This is a genomic window from Mesorhizobium sp. CO1-1-8 (genome assembly GCF_020164875.1).
GTDB lineage: Bacteria > Pseudomonadota > Alphaproteobacteria > Rhizobiales > Rhizobiaceae > Mesorhizobium.
On record NZ_JAIUGZ010000005.1, the window covers coordinates 100,189 to 124,887 of the forward strand.

Annotated in this window: 28 protein-coding genes and 1 riboswitch; of the genes, 15 read left to right on the forward strand and 13 right to left on the reverse strand. The window is 62.8% G+C overall.

The window, feature by feature from the left end:
- Positions 1-8 precede the first annotated feature (8 nt).
- The gene (locus tag LB558_RS12035) at positions 9-1,013 is read right to left on the reverse strand and encodes an ABC transporter substrate-binding protein (protein ID WP_224697760.1); all 1,005 of its coding nucleotides are present in this window, start codon (positions 1,011-1,013) and stop codon (positions 9-11) included.
- 265 nt (positions 1,014-1,278) lie between these two features.
- On the opposite strand from LB558_RS12035, the gene LB558_RS12040 reads away from it, so the two are divergent.
- Together LB558_RS12040 and LB558_RS12045 are read left to right on the forward strand one after the other, a co-directional pair.
- Entirely contained in the window at positions 1,279-1,662 is a 384-nt protein-coding gene (locus LB558_RS12040) for a RidA family protein (protein ID WP_127258458.1), read from the forward strand.
- A gap of 55 nt (positions 1,663-1,717) precedes the next feature.
- Entirely contained in the window at positions 1,718-2,521 is an 804-nt protein-coding gene (locus LB558_RS12045; RefSeq protein WP_224697761.1) for a creatininase family protein, read from the forward strand.
- Between the two features lie 230 nt (positions 2,522-2,751).
- Here LB558_RS12045 and LB558_RS12050 read toward each other — a convergent pair whose 3' ends face one another.
- Together LB558_RS12050 and cobD are read right to left on the reverse strand one after the other, a co-directional pair.
- Positions 2,752-3,261 carry a tyrosine phosphatase family protein gene (locus tag LB558_RS12050; protein ID WP_224697762.1) on the reverse strand — a complete coding sequence of 170 codons (510 nt, stop codon included), beginning with the start codon at positions 3,259-3,261 and terminating at the stop codon, positions 2,752-2,754.
- Positions 3,258-4,307, reverse strand: a complete 1,050-nt coding sequence (gene cobD, locus LB558_RS12055) for a threonine-phosphate decarboxylase CobD (protein WP_224697763.1) — start codon at positions 4,305-4,307, stop codon at positions 3,258-3,260. Before cobD ends, LB558_RS12050 begins: the two co-directional genes overlap by 4 nt.
- Here cobD and cbiB point away from each other — a divergent pair.
- Complete coding sequence (gene cbiB, locus LB558_RS12060; RefSeq protein ID WP_127258451.1) at positions 4,306-5,274, forward strand: adenosylcobinamide-phosphate synthase CbiB; 969 nt, start codon at positions 4,306-4,308, stop codon at positions 5,272-5,274. The genes cobD and cbiB overlap by 2 nt on opposite strands.
- Positions 5,275-5,313: 39 nt before the next feature.
- Here the strand turns inward: cbiB and cobO are convergent, their stop codons facing one another.
- The 5 genes from cobO to LB558_RS12085 all read right to left on the reverse strand — a co-directional run bounded on the left by cobO (position 5,314) and on the right by LB558_RS12085 (position 8,918).
- Entirely contained in the window at positions 5,314-5,928 is a 615-nt protein-coding gene (cobO, locus tag LB558_RS12065; RefSeq protein WP_224697764.1) for a cob(I)yrinic acid a,c-diamide adenosyltransferase, read from the reverse strand.
- Between the two features lies 1 nt (position 5,929).
- A complete protein-coding gene (gene cobU / locus LB558_RS12070; protein ID WP_224697765.1) occupies positions 5,930-6,445 on the reverse strand; it encodes a bifunctional adenosylcobinamide kinase/adenosylcobinamide-phosphate guanylyltransferase in 516 nt (171 codons plus the stop codon).
- The gene (locus LB558_RS12075; protein WP_224697766.1) at positions 6,438-7,229 is read right to left on the reverse strand and encodes a CbtA family protein; all 792 of its coding nucleotides are present in this window, start codon (positions 7,227-7,229) and stop codon (positions 6,438-6,440) included. The genes cobU and LB558_RS12075 overlap by 8 nt, the downstream gene beginning before the upstream one ends.
- Before the next feature lie 15 nt (positions 7,230-7,244).
- Positions 7,245-7,424 (reverse strand): CbtB domain-containing protein, encoded by a 180-nt coding sequence (locus tag LB558_RS12080; protein WP_224697767.1) that lies wholly within the window; start codon positions 7,422-7,424, stop codon positions 7,245-7,247.
- Positions 7,425-7,459: 35 nt separating this feature from the next.
- Positions 7,460-7,655, reverse strand: a riboswitch (cobalamin riboswitch).
- Positions 7,656-7,718: 63 nt separating this feature from the next.
- Positions 7,719-8,918 carry an MFS transporter gene (locus tag LB558_RS12085; RefSeq protein ID WP_224697768.1) on the reverse strand — a complete coding sequence of 400 codons (1,200 nt, stop codon included), beginning with the start codon at positions 8,916-8,918 and terminating at the stop codon, positions 7,719-7,721.
- Positions 8,919-9,141: 223 nt separating this feature from the next.
- Here LB558_RS12085 and LB558_RS12090 point away from each other — a divergent pair, with 223 nt between their 5' ends.
- The gene (locus LB558_RS12090) at positions 9,142-10,140 is read left to right on the forward strand and encodes a heparan-alpha-glucosaminide N-acetyltransferase (RefSeq protein ID WP_224697769.1); all 999 of its coding nucleotides are present in this window, start codon (positions 9,142-9,144) and stop codon (positions 10,138-10,140) included.
- The gene (locus tag LB558_RS12095) at positions 10,137-10,613 is read left to right on the forward strand and encodes a methyltransferase family protein (protein WP_013531114.1); all 477 of its coding nucleotides are present in this window, start codon (positions 10,137-10,139) and stop codon (positions 10,611-10,613) included. The genes LB558_RS12090 and LB558_RS12095 overlap by 4 nt, the downstream gene beginning before the upstream one ends.
- Before the next feature lie 91 nt (positions 10,614-10,704).
- Here LB558_RS12095 and LB558_RS12100 read toward each other — a convergent pair whose 3' ends face one another.
- Both LB558_RS12100 and mgtE read right to left on the reverse strand, forming a co-directional pair.
- Positions 10,705-11,091, reverse strand: a complete 387-nt coding sequence (locus LB558_RS12100; RefSeq protein ID WP_023685221.1) for a MerR family transcriptional regulator — start codon at positions 11,089-11,091, stop codon at positions 10,705-10,707.
- Between the two features lie 156 nt (positions 11,092-11,247).
- The gene (gene mgtE, locus LB558_RS12105) at positions 11,248-12,666 is read right to left on the reverse strand and encodes a magnesium transporter (protein ID WP_224697770.1); all 1,419 of its coding nucleotides are present in this window, start codon (positions 12,664-12,666) and stop codon (positions 11,248-11,250) included.
- Between the two features lie 647 nt (positions 12,667-13,313).
- Here mgtE and LB558_RS12110 point away from each other — a divergent pair.
- From LB558_RS12110 to LB558_RS12155, 10 genes are all read left to right on the forward strand, one after another.
- On the forward strand, positions 13,314-14,228 hold the full coding sequence (locus tag LB558_RS12110) for a heme-binding protein (RefSeq protein ID WP_412033462.1): 915 nt from the start codon (positions 13,314-13,316) through the stop codon (positions 14,226-14,228).
- Positions 14,225-16,105, forward strand: coding sequence for a methanol/ethanol family PQQ-dependent dehydrogenase (locus tag LB558_RS12115; protein WP_224697771.1), 1,881 nt, complete (start codon positions 14,225-14,227; stop codon positions 16,103-16,105). Before LB558_RS12110 ends, LB558_RS12115 begins: the two co-directional genes overlap by 4 nt.
- Positions 16,086-16,955 carry a substrate-binding domain-containing protein gene (locus tag LB558_RS12120; protein ID WP_224697772.1) on the forward strand — a complete coding sequence of 290 codons (870 nt, stop codon included), beginning with the start codon at positions 16,086-16,088 and terminating at the stop codon, positions 16,953-16,955. The genes LB558_RS12115 and LB558_RS12120 overlap by 20 nt, the downstream gene beginning before the upstream one ends.
- Positions 16,952-17,485, forward strand: coding sequence for a c-type cytochrome (locus LB558_RS12125; RefSeq protein WP_224697773.1), 534 nt, complete (start codon positions 16,952-16,954; stop codon positions 17,483-17,485). Before LB558_RS12120 ends, LB558_RS12125 begins: the two co-directional genes overlap by 4 nt.
- Before the next feature lie 14 nt (positions 17,486-17,499).
- Positions 17,500-18,495: a cytochrome c oxidase subunit II gene (gene coxB, locus LB558_RS12130; protein ID WP_224698031.1), complete on the forward strand. Its 996-nt coding sequence runs from the start codon at positions 17,500-17,502 to the stop codon at positions 18,493-18,495.
- The gene (gene ctaD, locus LB558_RS12135) at positions 18,492-20,462 is read left to right on the forward strand and encodes a cytochrome c oxidase subunit I (RefSeq protein WP_224697774.1); all 1,971 of its coding nucleotides are present in this window, start codon (positions 18,492-18,494) and stop codon (positions 20,460-20,462) included. The genes coxB and ctaD overlap by 4 nt, the downstream gene beginning before the upstream one ends.
- Positions 20,459-21,064: a heme-copper oxidase subunit III gene (locus tag LB558_RS12140; RefSeq protein WP_224697775.1), complete on the forward strand. Its 606-nt coding sequence runs from the start codon at positions 20,459-20,461 to the stop codon at positions 21,062-21,064. The genes ctaD and LB558_RS12140 overlap by 4 nt, the downstream gene beginning before the upstream one ends.
- Positions 21,065-21,197: 133 nt before the next feature.
- A complete protein-coding gene (locus LB558_RS12145; protein ID WP_224697776.1) occupies positions 21,198-21,407 on the forward strand; it encodes a hypothetical protein in 210 nt (69 codons plus the stop codon).
- A complete protein-coding gene (locus LB558_RS12150) occupies positions 21,404-22,282 on the forward strand; it encodes a cytochrome c oxidase assembly protein (protein ID WP_224697777.1) in 879 nt (292 codons plus the stop codon). The genes LB558_RS12145 and LB558_RS12150 overlap by 4 nt, the downstream gene beginning before the upstream one ends.
- The gene (locus tag LB558_RS12155) at positions 22,263-22,679 is read left to right on the forward strand and encodes a c-type cytochrome (RefSeq protein WP_224697778.1); all 417 of its coding nucleotides are present in this window, start codon (positions 22,263-22,265) and stop codon (positions 22,677-22,679) included. Before LB558_RS12150 ends, LB558_RS12155 begins: the two co-directional genes overlap by 20 nt.
- A gap of 82 nt (positions 22,680-22,761) precedes the next feature.
- Here LB558_RS12155 and LB558_RS12160 read toward each other — a convergent pair whose 3' ends face one another.
- The 3 genes from LB558_RS12160 to LB558_RS12170 are packed head-to-tail and all read right to left on the reverse strand — an operon-like array spanning position 22,762 to position 24,592.
- Positions 22,762-23,598 carry a hypothetical protein gene (locus LB558_RS12160; protein ID WP_224697779.1) on the reverse strand — a complete coding sequence of 279 codons (837 nt, stop codon included), beginning with the start codon at positions 23,596-23,598 and terminating at the stop codon, positions 22,762-22,764.
- A complete protein-coding gene (locus LB558_RS12165) occupies positions 23,595-23,987 on the reverse strand; it encodes a phage holin family protein (RefSeq protein ID WP_224697780.1) in 393 nt (130 codons plus the stop codon). Before LB558_RS12165 ends, LB558_RS12160 begins: the two co-directional genes overlap by 4 nt.
- The gene (locus LB558_RS12170) at positions 23,984-24,592 is read right to left on the reverse strand and encodes a hypothetical protein (RefSeq protein ID WP_224697781.1); all 609 of its coding nucleotides are present in this window, start codon (positions 24,590-24,592) and stop codon (positions 23,984-23,986) included. Before LB558_RS12170 ends, LB558_RS12165 begins: the two co-directional genes overlap by 4 nt.
- Between the last annotated feature and the right edge of the window lie 107 nt (positions 24,593-24,699).

Below are 24,699 nucleotides of genomic sequence, written 5' to 3' on the forward strand. Positions count from 1 at the left end.
GGACCGGCCTATTTCTTCAGCTCGAGCCCGACGCCCTTGTTGATGAAGGTCAGCGTGTAGGCCTTCTTGATGTCGATGCCGGCTGGCGTGACCTTGGCCTTGACCATCTTGTCGTAGAAACTCTTGATCCGCTCGTCGGTCATGGCGCCGATGCCGAGCTTTTCGGTGTCGCCGGAATCGGCAAGGCCGAACTTCTTCATCTGCTCGATCGAGAACGCGATCTGCTCGTCGCTCATGTCGGGGTTGTCTTTCTTGATCAGGTCGTTGGCGGCCTTGTTGTCGCCGTAGAGATATTTGTACCAGCCCTTGGCCGAGCCATCGACGAAGCACTGGACGACCTCCGGCTTCTTGTCGATCGTATCCTGCATCACCTCGATCGTCGTCGAGTAGGTGTCCCAGCCATAGTCGGCAAGCAGGAACTGGTTCGGCACGAAGCCGCCCTCCTTCTTGACCGCGAACGGCTCGGAGGTGACGTAGCCCTGCTGGATCGACTTCTTGTTGGCGAGGAAGGGAGCGGTGTTGTAGGTGTAGGGCGCGCGCTTTGAGGCGTCGAAGCCAAGCGCCGTGACCATCCACTGGAAGAAGGTCTGCACGCCTTCGTCACCCAGAATATACTGGTCGGCGTTCTTGAGATCTTCCCACTTGTCGAGCCCCTCGCCGGGGTGGGACATGATGACCTGTGGATCCTTCTGGAAGTCCGCCGCCACCACGCGCATCGGAATGCCTTGCTGGACGGCATCGAAAGCCGACAGCAGATTGCCGCCCATGTAGAAATCGATCTTGCCGGCAAGCAGCATCGGCCGGCCGCTAACCTGCGGACCGCCCTGCATGATGGTGACGTCGAGGCCGCAGGCGGCATAGGTGCCGTCCGCAACAGACTGGTAATATCCGCCATGCTCCGGCTCGGCCAACCAGTTGGTGCCGAAGGTGACTTTCTCATTCGCAGCCGCACCCAGCGTGCTGGCTGCAAGCAGGGCCACAACCGCCACCGAAATCTTCTGTTTTCCGTACATCGACACCACCCTCTGTTTGCTCCGGCGCGCCACGCGCCAGGCTCGACACCAAAGATTCAAGAAGCAAGACACATGCCACGGGCGTCTGGCGCCGGGACCGCCCGCTTGAAAGACGTTGCCATGCCAAGGGCGGGCGGGTCATGCTGTACGAAAGGCATCGTGCCTATTTTTTGAACGGCTGTCCACAATCGCCCGGGCAACATGCACCGCCATCTTGAAGGTACAATGGGTCAAGCCTTAGGCTACGGCCAAACCGGAGATTGCCATGTTCAGATTCCTCACCCCGAAGTCGATCAAGCCGCCCTTTGCCCGCTACAGCCACGGCGTCGAGGTTCCGGCTGGCAAGCGGCTGGTGCTGTGCTCGGGTCAGGTCGCCATCACCGCGGACGACCAGATACCCGAAGACGCCGGCGCGCAGGCCGAACTCTGCTTTCAAAACATCGCGGCGATTCTCGGCGAAGCCGGCCTGGGTCTCAGGGATATTGTGCGCATCAACGCCTATGTCACCGACCGCGCGCATCTGCGGCCCTATATGGATGTCCGCGACCGGCTGTTTTCCAGCCCCGCACCGGCCTCGACGCTGATGATCGTTTCCGGCTTTGCGCGCCCCGAATTCAAGGTCGAGGTCGAGGCCATCGCGGCCGGGTGATCGACAGGAAGCCTGTCCCGCGTTAGGTCTGCCCTAACCATTGAAGAGGCATGACATGACCGTAGCCAAAAGACGCGTCTGGTGGGGCGATTACCGGACCACCGAATACGCCTCGATCGACCCGGAGGCGACGATCGCTGTGCTGCCGGTGGCGGCGATCGAGCAGCATGGGCCGCATCTGCCTGTTTCGACCGACACCTCGATCATGAACGGCATGCTCGACACGGTCATTTCGCGCCTGCCCGATGATCTCGACATCCGCATCCTGCCGGTCCAGGCAGTGGGCAAATCCAACGAACATCTGCATGCGCCGGGCACCCTCACTCTGCCGGCAACGACGCTGGTCGAAGCCTGGACCGAGCTTGGCCTGTCGATCGCGCGCGCCGGCGTGCGCAAGCTGATCGTCGTCAATTCGCATGGCGGCAACGAGGAGATCATGGGCATCGTCACGCGCGAATTGCGCGTGCTTGAAAAGATGCTGGCGGTAAAAACCAGCTGGCAGCGCTTTGGCCGCCCGGCCGGCATGTACACCGAACTCGAGGACCGTCACGGCATCCATGGCGGCGACGTCGAGACCTCGCTGATGCTGCATTTCCGGCCGGACCTCGTCGACATGGGCAAGGCAGACAATTTCGTTTCCAATGTCGCCGAGGCCGAAAAGGAATTATCGCTGCTGCGCCACACCGGCACCCACGCCTTCGCCTGGATCGCCAGCGACCTCAATCCGAACGGCGTCGTCGGCGACGCCAGCATCGCGACGGCAGAGAAAGGCCGGCTGACGGCAGACTATCAGGCCGACGGGTTCATCAGCCTGCTCAGGGATGTTCGCAAGGCCAAGCTCGCGGAGTGGTTGACGTAGCCTCCAAACCAGTGGTCTGGCATCGAAAGGCAAGCGCTGTCATCGCTATGCCAGATCGTCTTGAACAAACGAGGCGACGGAGGAGGCGGATCAGACAATCGCGCTTCGCACCGGAGATTTCCGCACAGCAGATTTTGAAAGGCGACGTGTTCATTGTCCGGGTGCGCCACGGGCATGAGGATTGGGCGAATGAAGGCACTCGACAATCGAACAACGATACAGGGCCAAAGCTAGCTGTCGATCCTCAGCGCAAAGGGCGTGCCTTCAAAGGCATCCGCACCGCGCCCGATCGATTCGATCGCCTCGACCATGCGGCCGTTGCGATCAAGCAACGCATCTGCCACCGCGATCAGCCGCGGATTGGGTGTCGCCGAGGGCGACAGCGCCCGCAACGTATGCGCCAGTTCGGCCTCGTCACGCTTTGGCGCCAATGCGGCCGCGATGATATAGGCCGAAGCCGTCGAGCGGCTGATGCCGGCATAGCAATGCACGAGCATCGGCCTTGCCCGGTCCCATCGGCGTGCGAAATCGAGCAGGTTGCGGACATGATCTTCGCCGGGCATCGTCATGCCGTCCTGCGCCACCGCGATATCGTGCATGACCAGATGCAGATGGTTCTCCCTCGATATCGAGGCCGGCCGGACCACCTCCGTTCCGGCGGCAAGCAGCGACAGCATGCGGTCGGCGCCGGTCCTGGCCACCGTTTCCTCGATCTTTGCCAGCGAGCAGACATGGATCATTGTTTTGAACCCCTCGATTGATCCTCGCGCCGCGACGCCCATTCGGCAAGAGCGGTTTCGAGCCGCTGCCATTCCTCCTCATTCCCCGGCAGCCCGGCGCGCAGAACGTCAGGCCGGTCAGCAAAATGGCGAAGCAGGATGCCGCGCCGGCCAAGCGCGGAAAACAGATCGGCGGCATCGGCCAAGCGGAGGAAACGGTACAGTGTGGTGCCGCCCGCGACGGCAATGCCGAAGCGGCCGAACAGCGCATCGAGCCGCGCCGATGCACCCGCAAGGGATGATCGCATCGCGTCCTGCCACCCGATGTCGGCAAGCGCGCGGATGCCGTATTCCAGCGCCGGCCCGGCGACGGCCCATGGTCCGAATTGCGTTTCCAGCCGTTCGACAGTCGCTGCGTCGGAGAGAGCAAACCCAAGCCGCAGTCCGGCCAGACCGAAGAACTTGCCGAACGAGCGCAGCACGACGATACCGCCCTGACCGACATCGCCCGCGAGGCTGTGCTGACGCGGGCCGACATCCATGAACGCCTCGTCGACGACCAGCAGCCCGCCCTTGGCGTGCAGTCCGGCGGCCAGTGCCAGCAACCGGTCGCGCGCGATGATGCGCCCATCCGGATTGTTCGGATTGACGATGATGGCAAGGTCGGCGTCCGCCAGATCAGCGAAATCGCCGACCTCGGTCACCTCGTGCCCGGCAATCCCGGCAGCGCGGACATGTTCGGCGTAGGTCGGGCCCAGCACCAGCGCCTTGCCGGGGCTGACCAGCGAGGCGACGCGCGGCAACAGGATCTGCGTGCCGGGCGCCGCCACGACGTTGGCTGGCGACGGCGCGCCGTAAGTACTGGCCGCGATCTCTGTCAGGTCGCGCGTGCGCGCGGCTTCCGGCAACCGCGACAGGATGGTGGCGGGTAAGTCGAAAAGCGGGTAGGAGTGCGGATTGATACCGGTCGAGAGGTCGACGAAAGGCAGCAGGGCGTTGGGGAAAAGCACCCTCGCGCGGCCAAGACTTCCACCATGGTCCACAACCGCCCCATTAAGAAGCTTCATGTCAGTCCTGATCGCTTTCCTGTCATTGGCCGTCGAATTCGCCCTCGGTTACCCCGACTGGCTGTTTCGTGCCGTCGGCCATCCGGTGACGTGGTTCGGCAGGCTGATATCCTTTCTCGACCGCAGGCTCAACCACGCCACTGATCCCGACGCGCTGCGTCGCAAGCGTGGTGTCCAGGCGCTGCTGGTCATCGTGCTGGTGCCGGCGGTGATCGGCCTCAGCGTGCAGATCCTGTTCTGGTTCGTTCCCATGGGTCTGGTCATCACGGCCCTTCTGGCAACGTCGCTTCTGTCGCAGAAGAGCCTCTATGAGCATGTCGAGGCGGTGGCTGACGCCCTCGACACCGGCGGCCTCGCTTTGGCCCGCCTTGCCGTTTCGCGGATCGTCGGCCGCGACCCCGAAACGCTCGACAGGGCCGGTGTCTGCCGCGCGGCGATCGAGAGCCTGGCCGAGAATTTTTCCGACGGCATCGTCGCCCCTGCCTTCTGGACCGGCGTCGGCGGCCTGGCCGGCGGCGCCGCCTACAAGGCCGCCAACACCGCCGATTCGATGATCGGCCACCGCACCCCGCGCCACGAGGCGTTCGGCTGGGCGGCGGCGCGCTTCGACGACTGGATCAACCTGCCGGCGTCGCGGCTGACGGCGCTGCTGATCGTGCTCGCGGCGTTCTTCGTCAAAGGCGCTGATGCGAAAAATGCCTGGCATGCGGTATGGCGCGACGCGAAAAAACACCGCTCGCCCAATGCCGGCTGGCCGGAAGCGGCGATGGCCGGTGCGCTCGGCCTGGCGCTCGCCGGGCCGCGCAGCTACGGCGGCGTGCTGGTCGACGACGTCTTCATGGGCGAAGGCGGCCGCCGCGAAGCCGACAGCCTCGACATCAGGCAAGCGCTGAAACTCTATCGCGTCGCCGACTATCTGCTGATCGCGCTGTTTGGGTTGGTTTCGGTCATCGTTATCGTGGTGTGACCCACTTTACCCTCCCCTTGTGGGGAGGATAAGAAGCGTTCAGAACTCGATCCCCTGCTGAGCCTTCACGCCTGCGGAAAAATGGTGCTTGGTAACGCCCATCTCGGTGACCAGGTCGGCGGCCTCGACCAGCGCCGGCTTGGCGTTGCGGCCGGTGACGACGACATGCAGGCCCTCGCGCCGCGCTTTCAACGCTGCAACCACCTTGTCGAGATCGAGGTAGTCGTAGCGTAAGGCAATGTTCAGTTCGTCCAGCACCAGCAGGCTGATCGACGGATCGGCCATCAGTTCGAGCACCTTGGCCCACGCGGCTTCGGCGGCGGCGATGTCACGCTTCAGATCCTGCGTTTCCCAGGTGAACCCCTCGCCCATCGCGTGCCAGACGACGCGGTCTCCGAAGGCAGCAAACGCGTCCTTCTCGCCGGTGTGCCATTTGCCCTTGATGAACTGGACGACACCGACACGCTTGCCGTAGCCGAGCATGCGCAGCGCCAGCCCGAAGGCAGCCGTGCTCTTGCCCTTGCCGGGACCGGTGTTGACGATCAGCAACCCCTTCTCGACCGTCTTGCTCGCCACTTCGGCATCCTGCACCGCCTTGCGCTTGGCCATCTTGGCGCGGTGGCGTTCTTCGTCCTTATCGTCGATGTCGGTCATGTCATTTCACCTTGAGCGGCAGCCCCGCCACCATCAGCAGCACCGTATCGGCGACAGCGGCGACCTGCTGGTTGAGCCGACCGGCGGCATCGCGAAACCGGCGCGCCAGTGCATTTTCCGGCACGATGCCTTGTCCGACCTCATTGGACACCACGAACCAGGGTCCCCGCGGCCGCGACAGCACCTCCGCCAAGCGCCGGCATTCAAGGTCGAAATCGTGTTCGGCCAGCATATGGTTGGTCAGCCACAGCGTCAGGCAGTCGACGAGCACCGGCCGATCCTCCGGCAAGGCAGCAAGCGTACCGGCGAGATTGAGCGGTGCGTCGATGGTCGTCCAGCCTTCGCCGCGCCGCGATCGGTGCAGCGCGATGCGCTCGCGCATCTCGTCATCATAGGCTTGCGCCGTGGCGACATAGGTCCAGGGCGGCGGCAAGGCGGTCGCCAAAATTTCGGCGTGCACACTCTTGCCGGAGCGCGCACCGCCGATGAGGAAGGTCAGTGTCTTGCGATCAGGCAAAGCTGTCGCGCAGGCTGGTCGCGGTGCCGGTGAAGCGGCCGCGCACCACGCCGACGACCGCGCCGAGCACCAGCCAGAACACCAGATTGGTGACGGTCACCGCCACCACGAACTGGTGATGCAGCCCTTCCGGAATCGCCGTCTCGTAACTGTCGGGCTGCGGTGCACCGACAACATGCGGTGCGACGATCAAAAGGACGGCAAGGATCGCCAGCGGCAGCGACTTTCGGAAAGCGATCAGGCCGAGACCGGCAGCGGTTGCCGCCACCGTTGCCCACCACCAGATCTGGCGCTGGGTGAGATCGGCGGCCGGCATGGCCGGCAGTTCCGGCGGCAGGCCGAGGCCCGGCGCCAGCGTGAACACGGCAAAGCCGGCCAGGCCCCAGAACACGCCCTGGCGCCAACCGCCGATGCCGCCAGCGAATTCGGAAACCGCGACCAGGATCAGCGCGAAGCCGATGCCGGTGACGATGTTGGCAAGCACGCTGAAGGCGAAACGCTCGAAACCGTCTGCCGGCGCCCAGCCTTCGTCTGCCGGAGCGGCTTCCGCCGCCGGGGCGGCAGAGCTCATGGTATCTCCCGCCGGAGCAGTTGTGCTCATCGCATTGCTATCCGTTGCGGCCGGAGCGGCATGGTCATGGTGATGCCCGCCGCCCGCCTGTTCGTAGACTTCGGCCTTCAGGATCAGCGGCACGGTGGCATAGGCCTGCAGGCAGGCGAGAACGACGCCGGCCACGAGCCCTGCGGTCGCCGCGATGAACACGACGTTGCGAAACAGATTCATGATGTCAGCCCCTCGTCAGTGACAAGGAAACGCCATCGAATGGCGATAGTCGTGAGCCGCGTTGTGGACCGCATCGATATGCGAGAAGCCGACAAAGCCTATCACGAAAATGCCTAGCAGCGCGGCAAGCGCGAGCTGCATGAAGCGCGACTGCGAGGAGACGGAGGCGCCGAGGGAGACGGAAGCGGTAGTCATGTCTTGTCCTTTCGCCCTCCACCCGAGGGCATCGAAGTCAGTTTCCTGTCGCCGGCAGGTCTCCTGGCTCACGGATCAGCGTCCTTCCCCACCTTCCCGAAGAAAAATCTTCAGTGGCATATGGAGAGGACTACCGCACACAGTTGCGGGGGCAGCCACGGCATTGGGCGAATTCGCCCTCACCGCATTCCCTCTTGGCTCCAAAATGGAACCGGCGACACTGGTGACTATAGGCAGAATCCTCGCCCCCGGCAAACCAAATTCCGCCGGCGACCATTGCGAATGCGCCATGGGTCAAAGCGATTTCGGCAGATAGCGCCACGTCACAAAGCCGCAGACCGCCGCCAGCAGGCCGAGCGTGACGAACACCGAGCCCAGGCCGAAGAAGGCCAGCACCACCGAATAGACCAGCGGCGGCGTCAGCTCGGAAAAGTCGAGATAGGTGCGGTAGACCGCCGCCATCTGCGATCTTTCGTAGGAGCGCACCGAGCGCATGAAGGCGGTCGAGCCGAGTGCGTCGAGCGCAATGGTGAAGAAGGCGCCGCAGAGCAGGAAGGCGCCGGTAAGCAGCGGCACGGTTTCGCCAACGAAACCCGCCGCAAGCAGCGCGGCCGACATCGCGAAATAGGCGAATGTCATGGTCCCGCGGCCGCCAAAGCGCTTTCCTGCCTTGCCCCAGAAAATCGCCATGAACAAAAGCGCGTTGCCGGCCGAAACCAGCAGGCCGCCGGCCAGCTTGCCCTCACCCGTAACGACCATGAACAGCGGCCCATAGACAAAGAACGTCGTCCAGAAACAGGAGCGCCCAAAGGCGATCAGCCAGGCCAGCCTGAGCCTGGGCTGCGCGACGAAGCGGCCGATATTGGCGAGCGGGTTGACTGGTCGCGTCTTGCCCGGGCGGATCGACGGGTTGTCGCCGAGCCGGTAGGTCCAGAACAGTGCCAGCAGGGCTAACGCGAACACCGCGACCGCACCATGCGCGGCATAGACGCCGAAGCGCGTGTAGAGGAAGATGCCTAGCGTCGGCCCGCCGGTCCAGGCCAGCATCGACCACGCCATGCGCAGCGATTCGGCCTGCATGAAGTCGGTCTTGCGGATGTGGTCCATGATGTAGAGGTTGAGCGTGATCGACAGCGCGCTGGCGCCCATCACCCGGCACAGCATGCCGGCCAGTTGCCCGGCAAGCGTGTCGGTGACGAAGAACAGCGAGCCGATGGCCAGCAGGCAGGCGCCTGATGTGTAGACCCAGCGGCGGGCAAAGCGGCGGATCAGCATCGGCATGAACAATGTCACCGACAGGCCGAGCATCGCCACCACGGTGTAGAGGATCGAGACGATCTGCTCGTTGTGCAGGATCTCATAGGCCTGGATCGGGATGACGCTCGACACCGTGGCGCGAGCAAAGGATTCAACCGCATAGAGCGAGGCGAAGGTGCGCGCGTCCGCGGCCTTGAGGGCCGGTAACCAGATCGGATGGCGCACATGGGTGGACATTGCTTTCCCCGAAGCAGATTCACCGGGTCAAATCTGCCGTGGCGACCCCAGCGCCAATAAGAGGAAACCGACGTGCATCCGGCAAAAGCGAAGCCGGCCAAAGGCTTCCCGGCACTGGCCCAATGCCACGGCTGATCCGGCGTAATCGGCAGAGTTACCGGTCTTCTTTTGTCCGGGGCAACCGTGATAGTCCTCCAGCAGGGCTGAATCAGAATGCGAGACCATGAGCATCCAAACGCCGACCGCACCCGTTCAGGATCGACCAAAGCGCATCGTCGCCATCGACATTGTGCGCGGCATCGCGCTGATCGCCATGGCAAGCTACCATTTCACCTGGGATCTGGAGTTCTTCGGCTACACCGATCCCGGCCTGACCGCCTTCGGCTGGTGGAAGATCTACGCGCGCTGCATAGCCTCGACCTTCCTGTTCCTGGTTGGCGTCAGCCTGTACCTCGCCCATGGCCGACAAATCCGCTGGAACGGCTTCTGGAAGCGGTTTGCCATGGTCGCCGGAGCGGCGATCGCGATTTCGGTCGTCACCCGCATCGCCACCCCGGACGGCTTCATCTTCTTCGGCATCTTGCACGAGATCGCGCTGGCCAGCCTGCTCGGCCTCGCCTTCCTGCGCCTGCCCGCGCTGCTGACGCTTGCCGTCGCCGCGCTCGTCATCGCCGCCCCCGTCTATCTGCGCCTCGAGGCCTTCAATCACCCATGGCTGTGGTGGGTCGGCCTGTCGGCGAACAATCCGCGCTCCAACGACTACGTTCCGCTGTTTCCATGGTTCGGCGCCGTGCTTGCGGGCATCGCGGTGACGAAACTCGCCGCCGGGTTCGGCCTGCTTGCCGGGCTGGCCAATCTGGCGCCCGTTCGCTTGGCCAACCCGCTGGTGTTCATCGGCCGGCACAGCCTGGCCTTCTATTTGATCCACCAGCCGCTGCTGATCGGCTGCGTCTGGCTGTTCTCGCAGATCATGCCGGCGCAGGTCGAAACCCCGCAGGTGAATTTCCTGAAAACCTGCCAACTGTCCTGCGAGCAGTCGCGCGACACCGAGTTCTGTACGAGCTACTGTGTCTGCATGCTCGATACGCTCGAGGGCGAGGCCACGCTTGATAGGCTCTACAACAACGACCAGACTGCCGAATGGAAGACGCATCTGTCCGATCTTGCCGGCATGTGCACCGCCAAGACCGACAGCAAGTTGACGGAGGAAGGGGTCAAATGACCGAGAACCAGCCGAAGCCGGGGCTCATACCGTGGCCGCCGCTGATCTATATCGCCGCGATCGCCATCAGCATCGCGCTGGGCCTGCTCTATCCCCTGCCCTGGATCGGTGACCTGCTGGGCGATATCCTGTTCGCGGCCGGCTGGGTGGCACTGTTTGCGGTCGCCGCACTCTGGTTCACCGCGATCCGCACCATGATCCGGGCCAAGACCACGCTCAACCCGAACGCTGTGCCCGATCACCTGGTCACCACGGGTCCCTTCGGCGTCACCCGCAATCCGATGTATCTGGCCAACACGCTGCTGTTGATCGGCGTTGCCTTTGTCTCGGGCATCGTGTGGTTCCTGCCGCTGGCGTTCATCGCCGCCTATGCCACGCAAAAGGTGGCGATCGAAGGCGAGGAAAAGGTGCTGGCGGCAAAATTCGGCAAGAAATACCGCGACTACGCGAAACGCGTGCGCCGCTGGATTTGAGCTGGCGTTCAAACGGCCAATCTCCCCCCTCGCGGGGGAGATGTTCGACAGGACGGCGGGGGCGCTGTCCTCCAACCTCTTGAAATTTATGCTACGTGTTCACGCCAAGCTCAACCAGCCGCTCGACGCAGGACTCCTCGGCCTGGTCGAGTTCAGCCAGCGTCTCCTCGAGGTCGCGGCGTTTCTGCCGGAGATCCTCGCGCTTTTCCTCGATGCGCTTGATCATCAGGTTGAGCTGGCCGACTTCGCCGGGCGGCTCCTTGTACATCTGGATGATTTCGCGGATCTCGTTGATCGAGAAGCCAAGCCTTTTGCCGCGCATGATCTGGCGGATGAGGTGCCGGTCGGAGGGGCGAAACAGCCGCGTGCGGCCACGCCGCACCGGCTGCACCAGCCCTTCGTCCTCGTAAAAGCGCAGCGTCCGCGTCGACACGTCGAACTCGCGGGTCAACTCAGTGATCGAATAATATTCTCGCATTGCCACTCCCGCACGCCGAAACTCCGGGGCGATCGCCCTGCCGGCGTCACCCTTCTGTCCCGAACCAAAACCCATGCCATGCCGTAATCGACATGGCGCCCCGCGCAAGCCTCGCACGGCATTTACGTAAAAGTCAATTGAGCCAAAGGCGTGTCTTCAGGGTACGCCGAACCACCACGTGGCAATGCCGAGAAACGCAAAGAAGCCGACGACGTCGGTGACCGTGGTGACGAAGACCGCCGAAGCAACCGCCGGATCGATCTTGAAACGATCGAGCAGCAGCGGGATCAGGATGCCGGCCAGGGCGGCCACGAACATGTTGATGATCATCGCCGCCGCGATGATGCCGCCCAGATTGGGATCACGGAACCAGGCTGCCGCAACGATGCCGATAAGGATGGCGAAGACGATGCCATTGATGAAGCCGACACCCATCTCGCGGCGAATGATGCGGCCGGCATTGTAGATGTCGAGATCCCTGGTCGCCAACGCCCGCACGGTGACGGTCATGGTTTGCGAGCCGGCATTGCCGCCCATGCCGGCGACGATCGGCATCAGCACCGCCAGTGCCACGATATGTTCGATCGTGCGGTCGAACAGGCTGATCACCGACGCCGCCAGGAACGCGGTCAGAAGATTGATCAGCAACCACGGAACGCGTGAGCGCGAGGTCGAAAAGATGCTGTCGGAAAGCTCTTCGTCGCCGACGCCGCCCATTCGCATCAAATCTTCCTCGGCCTCCTGCTGGATCACGTCGACGACATCGTCGATGGTCAGAACGCCAACCAGCCGTTCGTTCTCGTCGACGACCGCGGCCGACAGAAGATCGTACTGCTCGAATTCCCGCGCCGCCTCTTCCTGGTCCATGGTGGCCGGAATGGCGTGCCGCGTCTCGTGCATCACTTCCTCGACCTTGACCGAACGCTTGGTGCGCAGGATCTGGTCGAGGTCGATGGCGCCGAGCAGCTTGAAGGTCGGGTCGATGACGAAGATCTGGCTGAAGCGCTCGGGAAGGTTGTTGTCCTCGCGCATGTAGTCGATGGTCTGGCCGATCGTCCAGAACGGCGGAACCGCGACGAACTCGGTCTGCATGCGCCGGCCGGCCGTCTCTTCGGGATAATCGAGCGAGCGGCGCAGCCTGATCCGCTCGGTGAACGGCAGTTGCGACAGGATCTCGTCCTGGTCTTCCTGGTCGAGATCCTCGAGAATGTAGACGGCGTCGTCGGAATCGAGCTCCTGCACCGCCTGCGCGATCTGCGCATTGGGCAGATTGTCGACGATCTCCATACGGATCGCCTCGTCGACTTCCGTCAGCGAGGAGAAGTCGAAATCGGCGCCCAGAAGTTCGACCAGCGCGCGGCGCTGTTCGGGATGCAGCGCCTCGAGCAGGTCGCCGAGTTCCGACTGGTGCAGGTCGTCGACTTCATGCTTGAGGGTCAGCGTGTCGCGGTCGGCGATCGCCGCGCCAATCCGCGCCAGGAAGGACGAAAGCACGGCGCCGTCCTCGCCATAGATGTCGGCGTGGTTGTCCTCGGCGGCCTTGGCGCCGGTCGTCCGTTCGTGCTCGCCTTCCACCAGCGCCTCCCGCCACAAGAATCCCGGAAAAGGTGCAAATCAGGTCTAGAGCATCGGACCCAAGGGGGAAACCGGTTTTGGGAGAATCCGCTGCTCAAAAAGAAAGTGGCGTAAAGTGCGGGAATATCAAACGAAATGCGCCCGGCCCGCAGCGGGGCAGACCGGCACAAATCGGATTCTGGAAAGAGAATGGTGCGGTCGAGAAGAGTGTCACTCTTAGGCTATGCAACAACATACACAAGGTGCGGGCCAAAATGTGCCTTTGACATCGTTGCAAAAACCGGCACGTGGCCCGCACCACTCCGCCTAGAGGATTCCCAGCCTCTTAGGCTTGTGCGCCGGATTTCAAGGGGGCGGCTTGGGCTATTCGGTTTTGGAATACCGACGGCACACTCATCTTGGGGCAAGCAACCACTCGTTGTTGTCATGTCACGCGGACCGAGAAGGCGGACCTGAACGAAGGGGGAGTTACGGCAATCCGGAACTTTAAGGATGTGTGTCGCCCCAACCTTGGCACGAGACCGCGACACATCGCTGCGGAGCAGCGGTCACCTTATAGAAAATCTTATCACTGCTTTCGATGGTCCACGTGTTCCCAGGAAGAATATGTTCGGGTGGCATCGACGTATGAGGAGCTGCGCGATTTTTTGCAGAAGCAGGAACATAGCTGCATCGCCCAAGTTAAATACCGACGGCATTGGATCACGGATTCATTCTCGCGCTTCCAGTCTGCCAGAGTGCTCCGGGATTCTTTGATGCTCGAACGAATGGGCAGGACTATGTATCGCTGTCAGCCTTTGCTATCAGTCTTTGGTCTGGCGTTGTTGACGGGTGGCTTGTTCCCACAGGGCCAAGCCATGGCACAGGCGCCCTGCCCGGCCGACCACGATAAGCTGCTCGCTGTCCTCAAGGCCAATGTGAAAGCAAGCGGCGGACCTGCCAACGGTGGCTTTGAGACCAACGAATGGGCCGCTATCGTTGCCCGGGACGGCGCGGTGTGCGCGATCGCTTTCAGCGGTCCCACCGCCGATTCGCAATGGCCAGGCAGTCGCCTCGTTGCGGCAGAGAAGGCCAATACGGCCAATGGGCTCAGCCTGGCGCAAATGGCCCTATCGACTGCCAATCTCTACGCGGGGGCGCAGCCGGGCGGGCCGCTTTTCGGCTTGCAGGAGACCAATCCGGTCAACCAGGCCGCAGCCTATGCGGGCGATCCCAAAACGTTTGGAAGTGCCAGCGATCCCCTCGTCGGCAAGCCGATTGGAGGCGTCGTTGTGTTTGGCGGCGGGCTTGCCCTCTATGACGGCAAGAGCATCGTCGGAGGCCTCGGGGTCTCCGGAGATTCCTCATGCGCCGATCACAATGTCGCCTGGCGTGTTCGCGCGGCGCTTGGCCTCGACAAGGTTCCCGCCGGGGTCAATCCCAATCGCAAAGACGCCATCGTCTACGATCTCGATCCCGGCGGCAAAAGCGCCTCGGGCTGGGGCCATCCGCTTTGTGCCGGCACCGAGGCTGACATCGCGGCGGAGCTCGGCGCCGGCGTGGGAGGCTCGATCCACAAATGAAAGGCATGCTGCACCCGGCACCGGCGCGCGTTGACGCAGGACAAGGCGTCCGCGCATTGGCGATCTGGAATTCCTTTCGCACCTGCATACTCTCGGTGATGCTGCTGGCATGCGGCCCATTCCTGAGCGGTGCCTCGGAGCCTCCATCGGCAGCGGCTATTGCGCCGCCCGCCGCCGCAGCGCCACCCGATGACGGGCAATGGACAATGCCGGCCAAGAACTACGCGTCGACCCGCTTCAGCGAACTGACCGAGATCAACGACGGCAACGTCAAGAACCTGCAGGTCGCCTTCACCTTCTCGACCGGCGTGAACAAAGGCCAGGAAGCAGCGCCGCTGGTCGTCGGCAACATCATGTACATCGTCACGCCCTTTCCCAACATCGTCTACGCGCTCGACCTTTCCAGGCCCGGCGCGCCGATGAAGTGGAAGTACGAGCCCAACCCCGAGCCGGCGGCACAAGGAGTGGCCTGCTGCGATGTCGTCAACCGCGGAGCGGCCTTCGCCGACGGACGCATCTTCTTCAACACGCTGGACGGCCACACGATCGCGCTCGATGCCAATACGGGCAAGCCGATCTGGAACGCTCATATCGGCAACATCAACATCGGCGAGACCATCACCATGGCGCCGCTGGTGGTGAAGGGCAAAGTTCTGGTCGGCAATTCCGGCGGCGAAATGGGCGTCCGCGGCTGGGTCAAGGCGCTGGATGCCGGAGACGGGCATGTTGTCTGGACGGCATATGGCACTGGGCCCGACAAGGATGTGCTGATCGGCCCGGACTTCAAGCCCCACTACGACATGGATAAGGGCACAGACCTTGGCGTGACGACATGGCCGCCGGAAGCCTGGAAGATCGGCGGCGGCAATATGTGGGGCTGGATCTCCTACGATCCGGACTTGAACTTGATCTTCCACGGCACAGGCAATCCAGGACCGTGGAATCCGGATTTGCGGCCAGGCGACAACAAATGGACGTCCGGTATTTTCGCGCGTGACGCCGATACCGGAGCGGCGAAGTGGTTCTATCCGTGGAGCCCGCATGACCTCCATGACTATGACGGCATCAACGAGCAGGTCCTTCTGGACATGACCTGGCAGGGCAAGCCGCGCAAGGTCCTCGTCCGACCGGAACGGAACGGCTACCTCTATATCCTCGATCGAACCACTGGCGAGGTGCTGTCGGCCACAGCCTATGGCCCGGTTAATTCCAGCAAAGGCGTCGATCTGAAGACCGGCCGCCTGATTGCAAACCCCGACAAGAGAACCGGCACCGGCAAGGTGGTCCGAGACATTTGCCCGACGGCATCCGGCCTCAAGGACTGGCAACCATCGGCCTTTTCGCCGAAGACCGGCCTGCTCTACATCCCCCATAACAATCTCTGCATGGACGAAGAAGGCGTCGAGGTAAACTACATCGCAGGCACGCCTTATGTTGGCATGAACGTACGCATGATACCCGGGCCAGGCGGCAATCGTGGTGCCTTCACCGCCTGGGATGTTGCCGCCGCCAAGCCGGCCTGGGTCCTGAAAGAGAACTTCCCGGTGTGGAGCGGCACCGTCGTCACTGCCGGCGATGTCGTCTTTTACGGGACCATGGAAGGCTGGTTCAAGGCGGTCAGCGCCAAGACTGGCGATCTGCTTTGGCAGTTTAAGACATCGTCCGGCATCATCGGCCAGCCGATCACCTATCGCGGCCCCGATGGGCACCAATATGTCGCAATTCTGTCAGGCGTCGGTGGCTGGGCCGGCGCTATCGTTTCGGGCGACCTAGACCCTCGCGATGCCACCGCGGCACTTGGCTTCGTGAATGCGATGAAGGATCTGAAGAACGCTACCACGGCGGGAGGCACGCTTTATGTGTTCCGGCTGCCTTGATGGATTGGACTTGACCGTACGTCCGGCGCGAAAGGCGTTCCAACGGGTGGCGATCGGCATGGCCGGGCTCGCCTTGTTGCTCTTGCCGGCTATTGCCAATGCACGTGAGTTGAGAGTGTGCGCCGACCCGAACAACATGCCGTTTTCCAACGCGGCCGGTCAAGGCTTCGAGAACAGGATCGCGGAAATTATCGCCACTGATCTCGGCGCCAAGCTGACGTATACCTGGTGGGCGCAGCGTCGTGGCTTCATCCGCAACACGCTGAAGGCAGGCCTTTGCGATCTCGTGCCCGGCACGCCTGCCAATCTCGAAATGCTGCGCACCACCACGCCTTACTACCGTTCGTCCTATGTCTTCGTGACCCGCCAGGACGGCCCGGACGTGACCTCCTTCAACGACCCGCGGTTGCAAGAGTTGCGCATCGGTGTTCAGCTCATCGGCGACGATGGCGCCAACTCGCCGCCTGTCCAGGCGCTTGGCCGCCGCGGCATCGTCGGACATCTGATCGGCTATTCCGTCTATGGCGACTACTCCGCTCCCAACCCTCCGGCGCGCATCGTCGAAGCAGTCGCGAACGGTGAGATCGATCTGGCCGTGGTCTGGGGTCCGCTCGCCGGCTATTTCGCCCAGAGGCAAAAGGTGTCGCTCCGGATCACGCCGGTCACGCCTCGCATCGACGGACCGCAACTGCCGCTGATGTACGACATCTCAATGGGTGTTCGGCGCGAGGACGTTGCGCTGCGTGGCGATGTGAATAGCGCGCTTGCCAGACACAAGGCCGAGATCGACGCGGTTCTGGCGCAATACGGCGTACCGCGTCTGGACATGGCCGGGAGTCCGGCGCGATGAGGCATGCTCTGGCGATGTTGCTGCCCTTGACGCTGGCCCTGGTCGCCTGCCAGCGCGAGGAGCGCGACACGCGACCGCAATCGGCGCTCGGCTCAGGTGAGCAGCCGACGCCTGTGACCACGTTGGAACCGGGCGGACAGCGACCCTCCCCCGCCGACAACAAGGCGGCGAGCTTCGAGGCCAACGCCTTCCACATGAGCGAGGGCAAACGCCTGTTCGGCTGGTTCAACTGCTCGGGCTGCCATGCCAATGGCGGTGGCGGCATGGGCCCGGCGCTGATGGACGAGAAGTGGCTCTACGGCAGCTCGATCGAAAGCATCCACGCCACGATCCGCGACGGCAGGCCGAACGGGATGCCCAGCTTCGGCCAGAAGATACCCGACGACCAGATATGGGAGCTGGCGGCATATGTGCGCGCACTGGGCGGCAACGCGCCCTCCTCCGCCGCGCCGCAGCGCAACGACGATATGATGGTGCACCCGTCTGAAAACCGCCTGCCGGATGCCGCGACGCTGGGAAAGTCGCCGTGAAACGGCTGGCCTTCATGGCGCTTGCCCCCTTCTGTGTCCTGCTTCTGCAGGGATGCGCAGGCTGGCAGTCGGCGCTGGACCCGAAAGGCCCCGCAGCCGGCGAGTTGGCCTGGCTGATCTGGTTCTTCACCGCGCTTTGCGCGGTTGTGTGGGTGCTGGTGATGATCGCGCTCGCAGCACCGCTGGTCATGCGATCGCGTCCCGGCGATGAACCCCTCTTACTCAACGCAGGGGCCGAACGCCGCAAGATGCGCGTGGTTGTCAGCGCTGTCGGGCTGACCGCCATAATCCTGATCGGACTTACGCTGCTGAGCTTTTTCGCTAACAGGACGCTTGCCGCCATCGGCTCGGACGCTGCGCTGACAATCAGGGTAACCGGGCATCAGTGGTGGTGGGAGGTGCGTTACGAGAATGCTACGCCGAGCCGCATCCTGACGACGGCAAACGAGATCCATATCCCTGCCGGCGAGCCAGTGCGGCTGCTTTTGACCTCGACCGATGTGATCCATTCCTTCTGGATCCCAAGCTTGGCCGGCAAACTCGACCTTATCCCGGGCCACATGAACGTGCTTGATATCAAGGCGGATAAGCCGGGCGTCTACCGTGGTCAATGCGCTGAATTCTGCGGTGCGCAGCATGCCAATATGGGCAGCTTCATCATCGCCGAGCCGCGCCCGAAATTCGATGCCTGGCTGAACGACCAGTTGCAGCCGGCCGGGCCGCCGGCGAGCGGCGAAGCCAAGGCCGGCGCGGACTTGTTCCTCAAACGCCCCTGCGTGATGTGCCACAGGATCGGGGGTACGCCGGCCGGCGGAACAGTGGCTCCCGATCTCACCCACATCGCCAGCCGGAAAACATTGGCGGCCGGAACGCTGACGATGAGCCGCGGCAATCTCGCCGCCTGGATAGCCGACCCGCAAGGCATCAAGCCGGGTTCCCACATGCCAGTGGCAGATCTCAATGGCGATGAGCTCAACGCAATCGTCGCTTATCTCGAGGGGCTGAAATGAGCAGCGCCGATGTCACAGGCGACCGCCACATGCAGGAACCAGACCCGGCCAAGGGCGACCTTGCTCCCGAACGTGACGGCCTCCGGGATACGGGAATGGATGATGCCAGCCTGCATCGCTGGCTCGAACGCACCTGGCGGACGCCGTCCGGTATCTTTGGGGCGCTGTCTAGCGTTGATCACAAGGTGATCGCACGACGCTATTTGATCACCGCTTTTGTTTTTCTGTGTCTTGGCGGCCTCAACGCTGTGGCCATGCGTATCCAGCTCTCGGGACCGCAACGCGGCCTGATCGGGCCCGACCTCTACAACCAGCTGTTCACCATGCATGGCGTTACGATGATGTTTCTGTTCGCCGTGCCCATCGTGCAGGCGACCGGGATCTACCTGGTGCCGCTGATGGTCGGCACCCGCAACATCGCGTTTCCGCGCCTGAACGCGTTCGGCTATTGGATCTACGTCTCTGGCGGCGCTTTTGCCTGGGTGTCCTTCGCCCTCAACATGGCCCCTGATGTGGGCTGGTTCGCTTACGTGCCGCTGTCCGGTCCCGAATTCGCACCGGGCAAGCGCGCCGATGTCTGGGCACAGATGATCACCTATACGGAAGTGTCGTCGTTGGCCGTAGCGGTGGCGACCATCGTCACCGTGTTCAAGCAGCGAGCCCCCGGCATGTCGCTGGACAAGATCCCGCTCTATGTCTGGGCGATGCTGGTCACTTCTTTCGTCGTCGTCTTCGCGATGCCGGCGGTGATGATCACCTCCACCTTCCTGATCCTTGATCGCCTGGTCGGCACACACATCTTCAACCCGGCGGAAGGTGGGGATGCTCTGCTGTTCCAACATCTCTTCTGGTTCTTCGGCCATCCGGAAGTCTACATCATCTTCCTGCCGGCGACGGGCATGGTGTCCTCAATCATTCCTGTTTTCGCCAGGAGACCGACATTCGGTCATCTCGGGCTAGTCCTGTCGCTGATCGCAGTCGGCTTCCTGTCGTTCGGGCTCTGGGTTCACCACATGTTCGCCACGGGATTGCCTAAACTCGGCGCCAGTTTCTTCACCGCATCCAGCATGATGATCGCCATTCCGAACGGCGTGCAGATATTCTGCTGGCTTGCAACACTGTGGGACGGCCGGCCGGTGATCCGGACCCCGTTGCTGTTCGTCTTCGGCTTCTTCTTCATCTTCGTCATCGGCGGGCTGACCGGCGTCATGCTCGCCTCTGTGCCATTGGATCTTCAGGTGCACGACACCTATTTCGTCGTCGCGCATTTCCACTACGTGCTGATCGGCGGCTCGGTGTTCCCGCTGCTTGGCGCGGCTTATTTCTGGTTCCCAAAGATCACCGGCCGCATGATGAGCGAACGCCTCGGGCGGTGGCATTTCTGGCTGGCCTTCATCGGGTTTAATGCGGCTTTTTTCCCGATGCATCTCGTCGGCCTATGGGGCATGCCACGGCGGGTCTACACCTATCCGGCCGAGCTTGGCTGGGGCAACATCAACCTTTTCATCTCGGCCGGGGCGCTGCTCTTCTTCCTGAGCTTTGTCCTGTTCACCTTCAACCTTGTGCATGGCGCGTTGAAAGGCACCTCGGCCGGCAACAATCCGTGGGACGCAGGAACCTTGGAGTGGGCAACATCCTCGCCGCCGCCGAGCTATAATTTCGCACGCATTCCCATCGTCACCCATATCGAGCCGCTCTGGGCCGAGCGCGAGGCGCTTCCTGTAGCGACCGGGCTCCGCGTCGATGCGCGCGAACTCCTCATCTCCACCGTGGCGGAAGCTCATCCCGACATTCGCGAGAAATCGGCCACACCGTCGATCTGGCCGCTTCTCGCGGCGGTCGCCGTCGGTGGTACGTTTCTCTATTCGATCTTCACGCCTTGGGCCATCGTCTGGGGCGCCGCGCCGATCGCCATCACGTTGATCGGTTGGTTCTGGCCGAAGGGCGATCCGGAGGACCAGGAATGAAGCATCGAGTTGCCGCCGATCTTTCAGGACTGCCGACCTTCGGGCATGGTCCGCACAGCCCGACCTGGTGGGGCACGCTGGGCTTTATGGCGCTCGAAGGCACCGGTTTTGCGCTGGCGGCGGGCGCGTATCTCTACCTTGCGCTGTCATGGCCAGCATGGCCGCTAGGCGCACCGCAGCCGAACCATTGGCCCGGAACGATCGTCACGATTTTGTTTGTCGTCAGCCTTGTGCCCAACCACATCCTCCACCGCTATGCCAAGCAATGCTCCATGGTTCCGGTGCGGATCGGCCTGGTGGTCATGTCGCTGCTCGGGATCGCTCCGCTCGTCGTGCGCTGGTTCGAATTCCCCGCCCTCAACATCTATTGGGACACCAACGCCTATGGATCGATGCTCTGGGTGCTGCTTGGCCTGCACACCACGCACCTCATAACCGATGTCGGCGACACCATCGTGCTGACAGTGCTGATGTTCACGCGTCACGGCTACAGCGGCCGGCGCTTCGGCGATGTCGGCGACAATGTCTTTTACTGGGATTTCGTGGTCCTGACCTGGATCCCGATCTATCTGCTCATCTATTGGGCGCCGAGGCTAGGCTGACATGCGAGCGTTGCGGTTAGGAACGTCTTGGGGTGGTCTTCTGTCAGGTCCGCTGGCCTGGGCGGTCTCGACACAGCTGAATTATGCGCTGGTGCCTTGGCAATGCAATCGCCAGGTGCCGGTCGTGCTTCCCGTGGCGCTGCTGCTCGTCTTGTTGTCGCTGCTCGGCGGGGCACTGTCGTGGCGGGCGAAGCGGCGAGGCGGTGCCGCATTCAAGCCGGAGCGTACGCGCGGCACAGAGCGCTTCGTCGCCAACCTCGGAATGTTGTCGGCGTTGCTTTTTGCGCTTGTGATTTTCATGCAAGGCAGTGCGGCGCTGATCCTGGATGAGTGCCTGCGATGAACCTGGACGCGCTGTTCTCTACTTCCATCTGCTACGGCGCCGGCGCACCCGAGGCCGGATGGACGCTCGCGCTTCCCATTACGCTGCCCCTTGCCGTCCTCGGACTCTCTTATGTCGTGGGCGCGAGCCGGCTTTGGCGGCGCAGCCGCCGCGGCAGGCCTTTGCGGCTGCGCCAGGCTCTGCTGTTCACGGCCGGATGGGGCGTGTTGACAGCCGCATTGGTCAGCCCGATTCATGCGCTCGGCGAGCAGGTATTTGCGGCGCACATGATCGAGCATGAACTTCTGATGGCCGTGGCAGCGCCGCTGTTGGTCTCTGCCTGCCCGGCTGCGGCCTTGATGTGGGGGCTACCCACCCGGTTCCGGCGCATTCTGGGAATTGCCGGGCACGCCAATTGGCTGAGGGTGGTCTGGGCCTTCGCAACGCGGCCGATCAGCGCGACCATTATCCACGGTATAGCCATATGGATCTGGCACATTCCGGCGTTGTTCGAGGCCGCGCTCGAACGCGGCGTGATGCACTATGCACAGCACGCGAGCTTCTTCGGAACAGGGCTGCTGTTCTGGTGGGTACTCTTGCCGCGTCCGGGCCGCCAGCATGCCTATGGGACCGCAGTGATGCATCTTTTCGTCACCTCGCTGCACACTGGCCTGCTTGGCGTGCTCCTGCTGCTCTCGCCACGGCTCTGGTACCCGGAGAACGCGGTGGGTGCGGCACTATGGAATTTGAGCCCCCTGGAAGACCAGCAGCTTGCCGGGCTGGTGATGTGGGTTCCCGCTGGACTGATCTATGGCGGCGCAGCGCTGCTGCTGGCCTCGCTGTGGATCAAAGCGAGCGGAAGCAGGGAGGCGGCGCATGCGTACGAGCTTGTCTAGACTGCTTGCCGCCGTCAGCGCTGCGCTGGTGCTGCTCGTCGCGGCCGTGGCCGGAATGACCTGGTGGTCCGATCGGGCCGCGCGCGTCCGCCACGAGGCGGAGGCGGCCACGGGCGGTGACACTGCGAGAGCGTTGCCGATCATCACTGCGAATGGCTGTTCCGGCTGCCATACGATTGCGGGCGTGCCGGGCGCGCAAGGCCAGATCGGTCCTCGCCTCGATGCCAGTCTTGCTGACCGCGTCTTTATCGGCGGCGGGCTGGCGAACAATCCAGAGAACCTGATCCGCTGGATACGATCGGCAAGGGAAGTCAATCCGCACACGGCCATGCCATCGACACGGATTACGGAGCAGCAGGCGCGCGATATCGCGGCCTACCTCTACGCTCTGAAATGACTCGAGCGGTTCACCGTTTGACGGACAACGCCGACCCTGTTCTGGAAGAGACCGACTATCGTCGATCCAGGATCATCTCAAGCTAGGTTTGATGCTTAGACGGATCGGAAATCCGTTCACGCACGGCATGCTCGGTCTTGTCTGCTGTGGACTTCACGATCTCGCCGAGCTGATCGGCAATCATGTCTGCTTCCATATGTTGCCGGCCAGCTTCCTGCTTGATGGTCTCATAGGCTTCGGCGGCGACCTGCTTGGCCTCATCGAGACCCTTGTCGAGCACGGTCTCGGCGGTATCGCGAAGCTTGTCGCCATAGGCGCCTAGTTGCTCATCCTCTGTTGCGGTATGAGGCAGCATTGCACCTATAGCAGCGCCGATAGCGAGACCGGCGGCCGCTACGGCCAAGGGTTGGTTCTCAAACAGATCTTGGGCAGAGCGGGTGGCTTTCGCCGCCATTTCGCCGGTCACCGATCTTGCATTGGCGGTGCTGCCCGTCAAACCCTCGACGGCGCTGCTTGCCGTGCTCGAAACGGTATCGCTGACGCTGGTAGCAGCCGATGACAACGATGCGGCCGCATCGGAAAACGTGCTGCCCAAACCTCCACGCTCCCCTTCATCATGTCGTCCAGGCGCCGAAGGCATTGAGCCAGCCGAACCGTGGGCGGTGTTTGCGGTACCGCTGCCGAACATCAGCCAAGCCAGACCCGCGCCCACCATGGTGACCGGCAAAGGATTGTCTCGGACCTGCGTTCTGAGGTTGGCGAGCATGGCCGAACTCTCCCCTCCCGAGAACAGCCCGGTGAACTCATCCAGCAATTGTCCCGGCGTCATCTTGCCTCGAATGGATTCGGCGGTCTCCATCACCCGGGCGCGAGCCGCCTCGGCCTCGCGTTCAAGTTCGGCTGCGGATTTCTCTTTCATCTCACTTGTTCCTTGATCACGCTCGCGTCGCGCTTGAGCTGTTCCTGGGTCCGGTCGGGGGTAAGTTCCGAAGGCGCCATGCTGGCCATCCCGCTCCGCAGCAGGATGACGCCGAGGACCGCCACGACCACACCGACCAGCAGGGAAGACCACCCCGCGCCAAGCCCTGCCCGCGTCAGTGCGATAACGAGTGCCTGCAGCAACACCAGTAGCGCGGCGAGCAGGCAAATCGCGCCGCCCAGCACTTCCGCGGCACCTGCTCCGGCTTTGGTAAGCTTTTCAGAAAGCTCGGCCCGAAACAGCCTGGCCTCGGTTTGCACCAGAGTGGTGACATTCTGGGCCAAGTCGGTGATCAGCCCGGCAAGGCTAGGATTGTCCTGGGTGTTCATCTGTCCTGCTCCGCCTTCTGCCTGGCCCCGTCATCGCCAACGAGGCCAAAATCCTGCGAACGATCAGCGGCCCAACCCCGTGCGTGGTCGGTGTGTGATTTGAGGTCTCCCGGAGCAGCCTGAGATTCGGGCGTTGCCGGCGAAGAAGCCTTGATGAACCGCCCGAGCGCCAAACCGGCCAACACGGATCCCGCAAGCAGGACACCGGGATTTTGCCGGCCAAAGGACTGCACCTCCTCAAGGACCTGGCCGAACGGTTTTTGTTTCAAGGACGATGAAAGCCGCTCAAGCCCACCGGCAGCATCCAACGCGAACTTCGATGCGTTCCTTTCATCGTTGTTGGCGAGGTGGTCGCTGGCCGCGCGCAGTGCCCCGCCCAACGCCGCCAGGCTCGATCCGATGTCGCGCTGAGCTTCTTCCGCCTTGTCGGAAATGGCCTGCGTGGCTTCAGATGCATAGTCGCCAGCCTTGCGGGTCACCGTGTCACGAGCGTCGTGAAGTAACTCGCTGGCACGTTCTTCTTCCTGGCGAAGCCTATCGGAAACGTCGCTTTTCGCCTTGTCGAAATCGGTGGGCTGTCCGCCCTGATCGTTCTCATGCTGCATGGGCCACCTAGTGAAGACCGAGGAAGGAGAGGACCGCGAGCACGACGACGATAAGGCCGATAAGATAGATGACACTGTTCATGTGCACGTCCTCCGTGGCTTCCGAA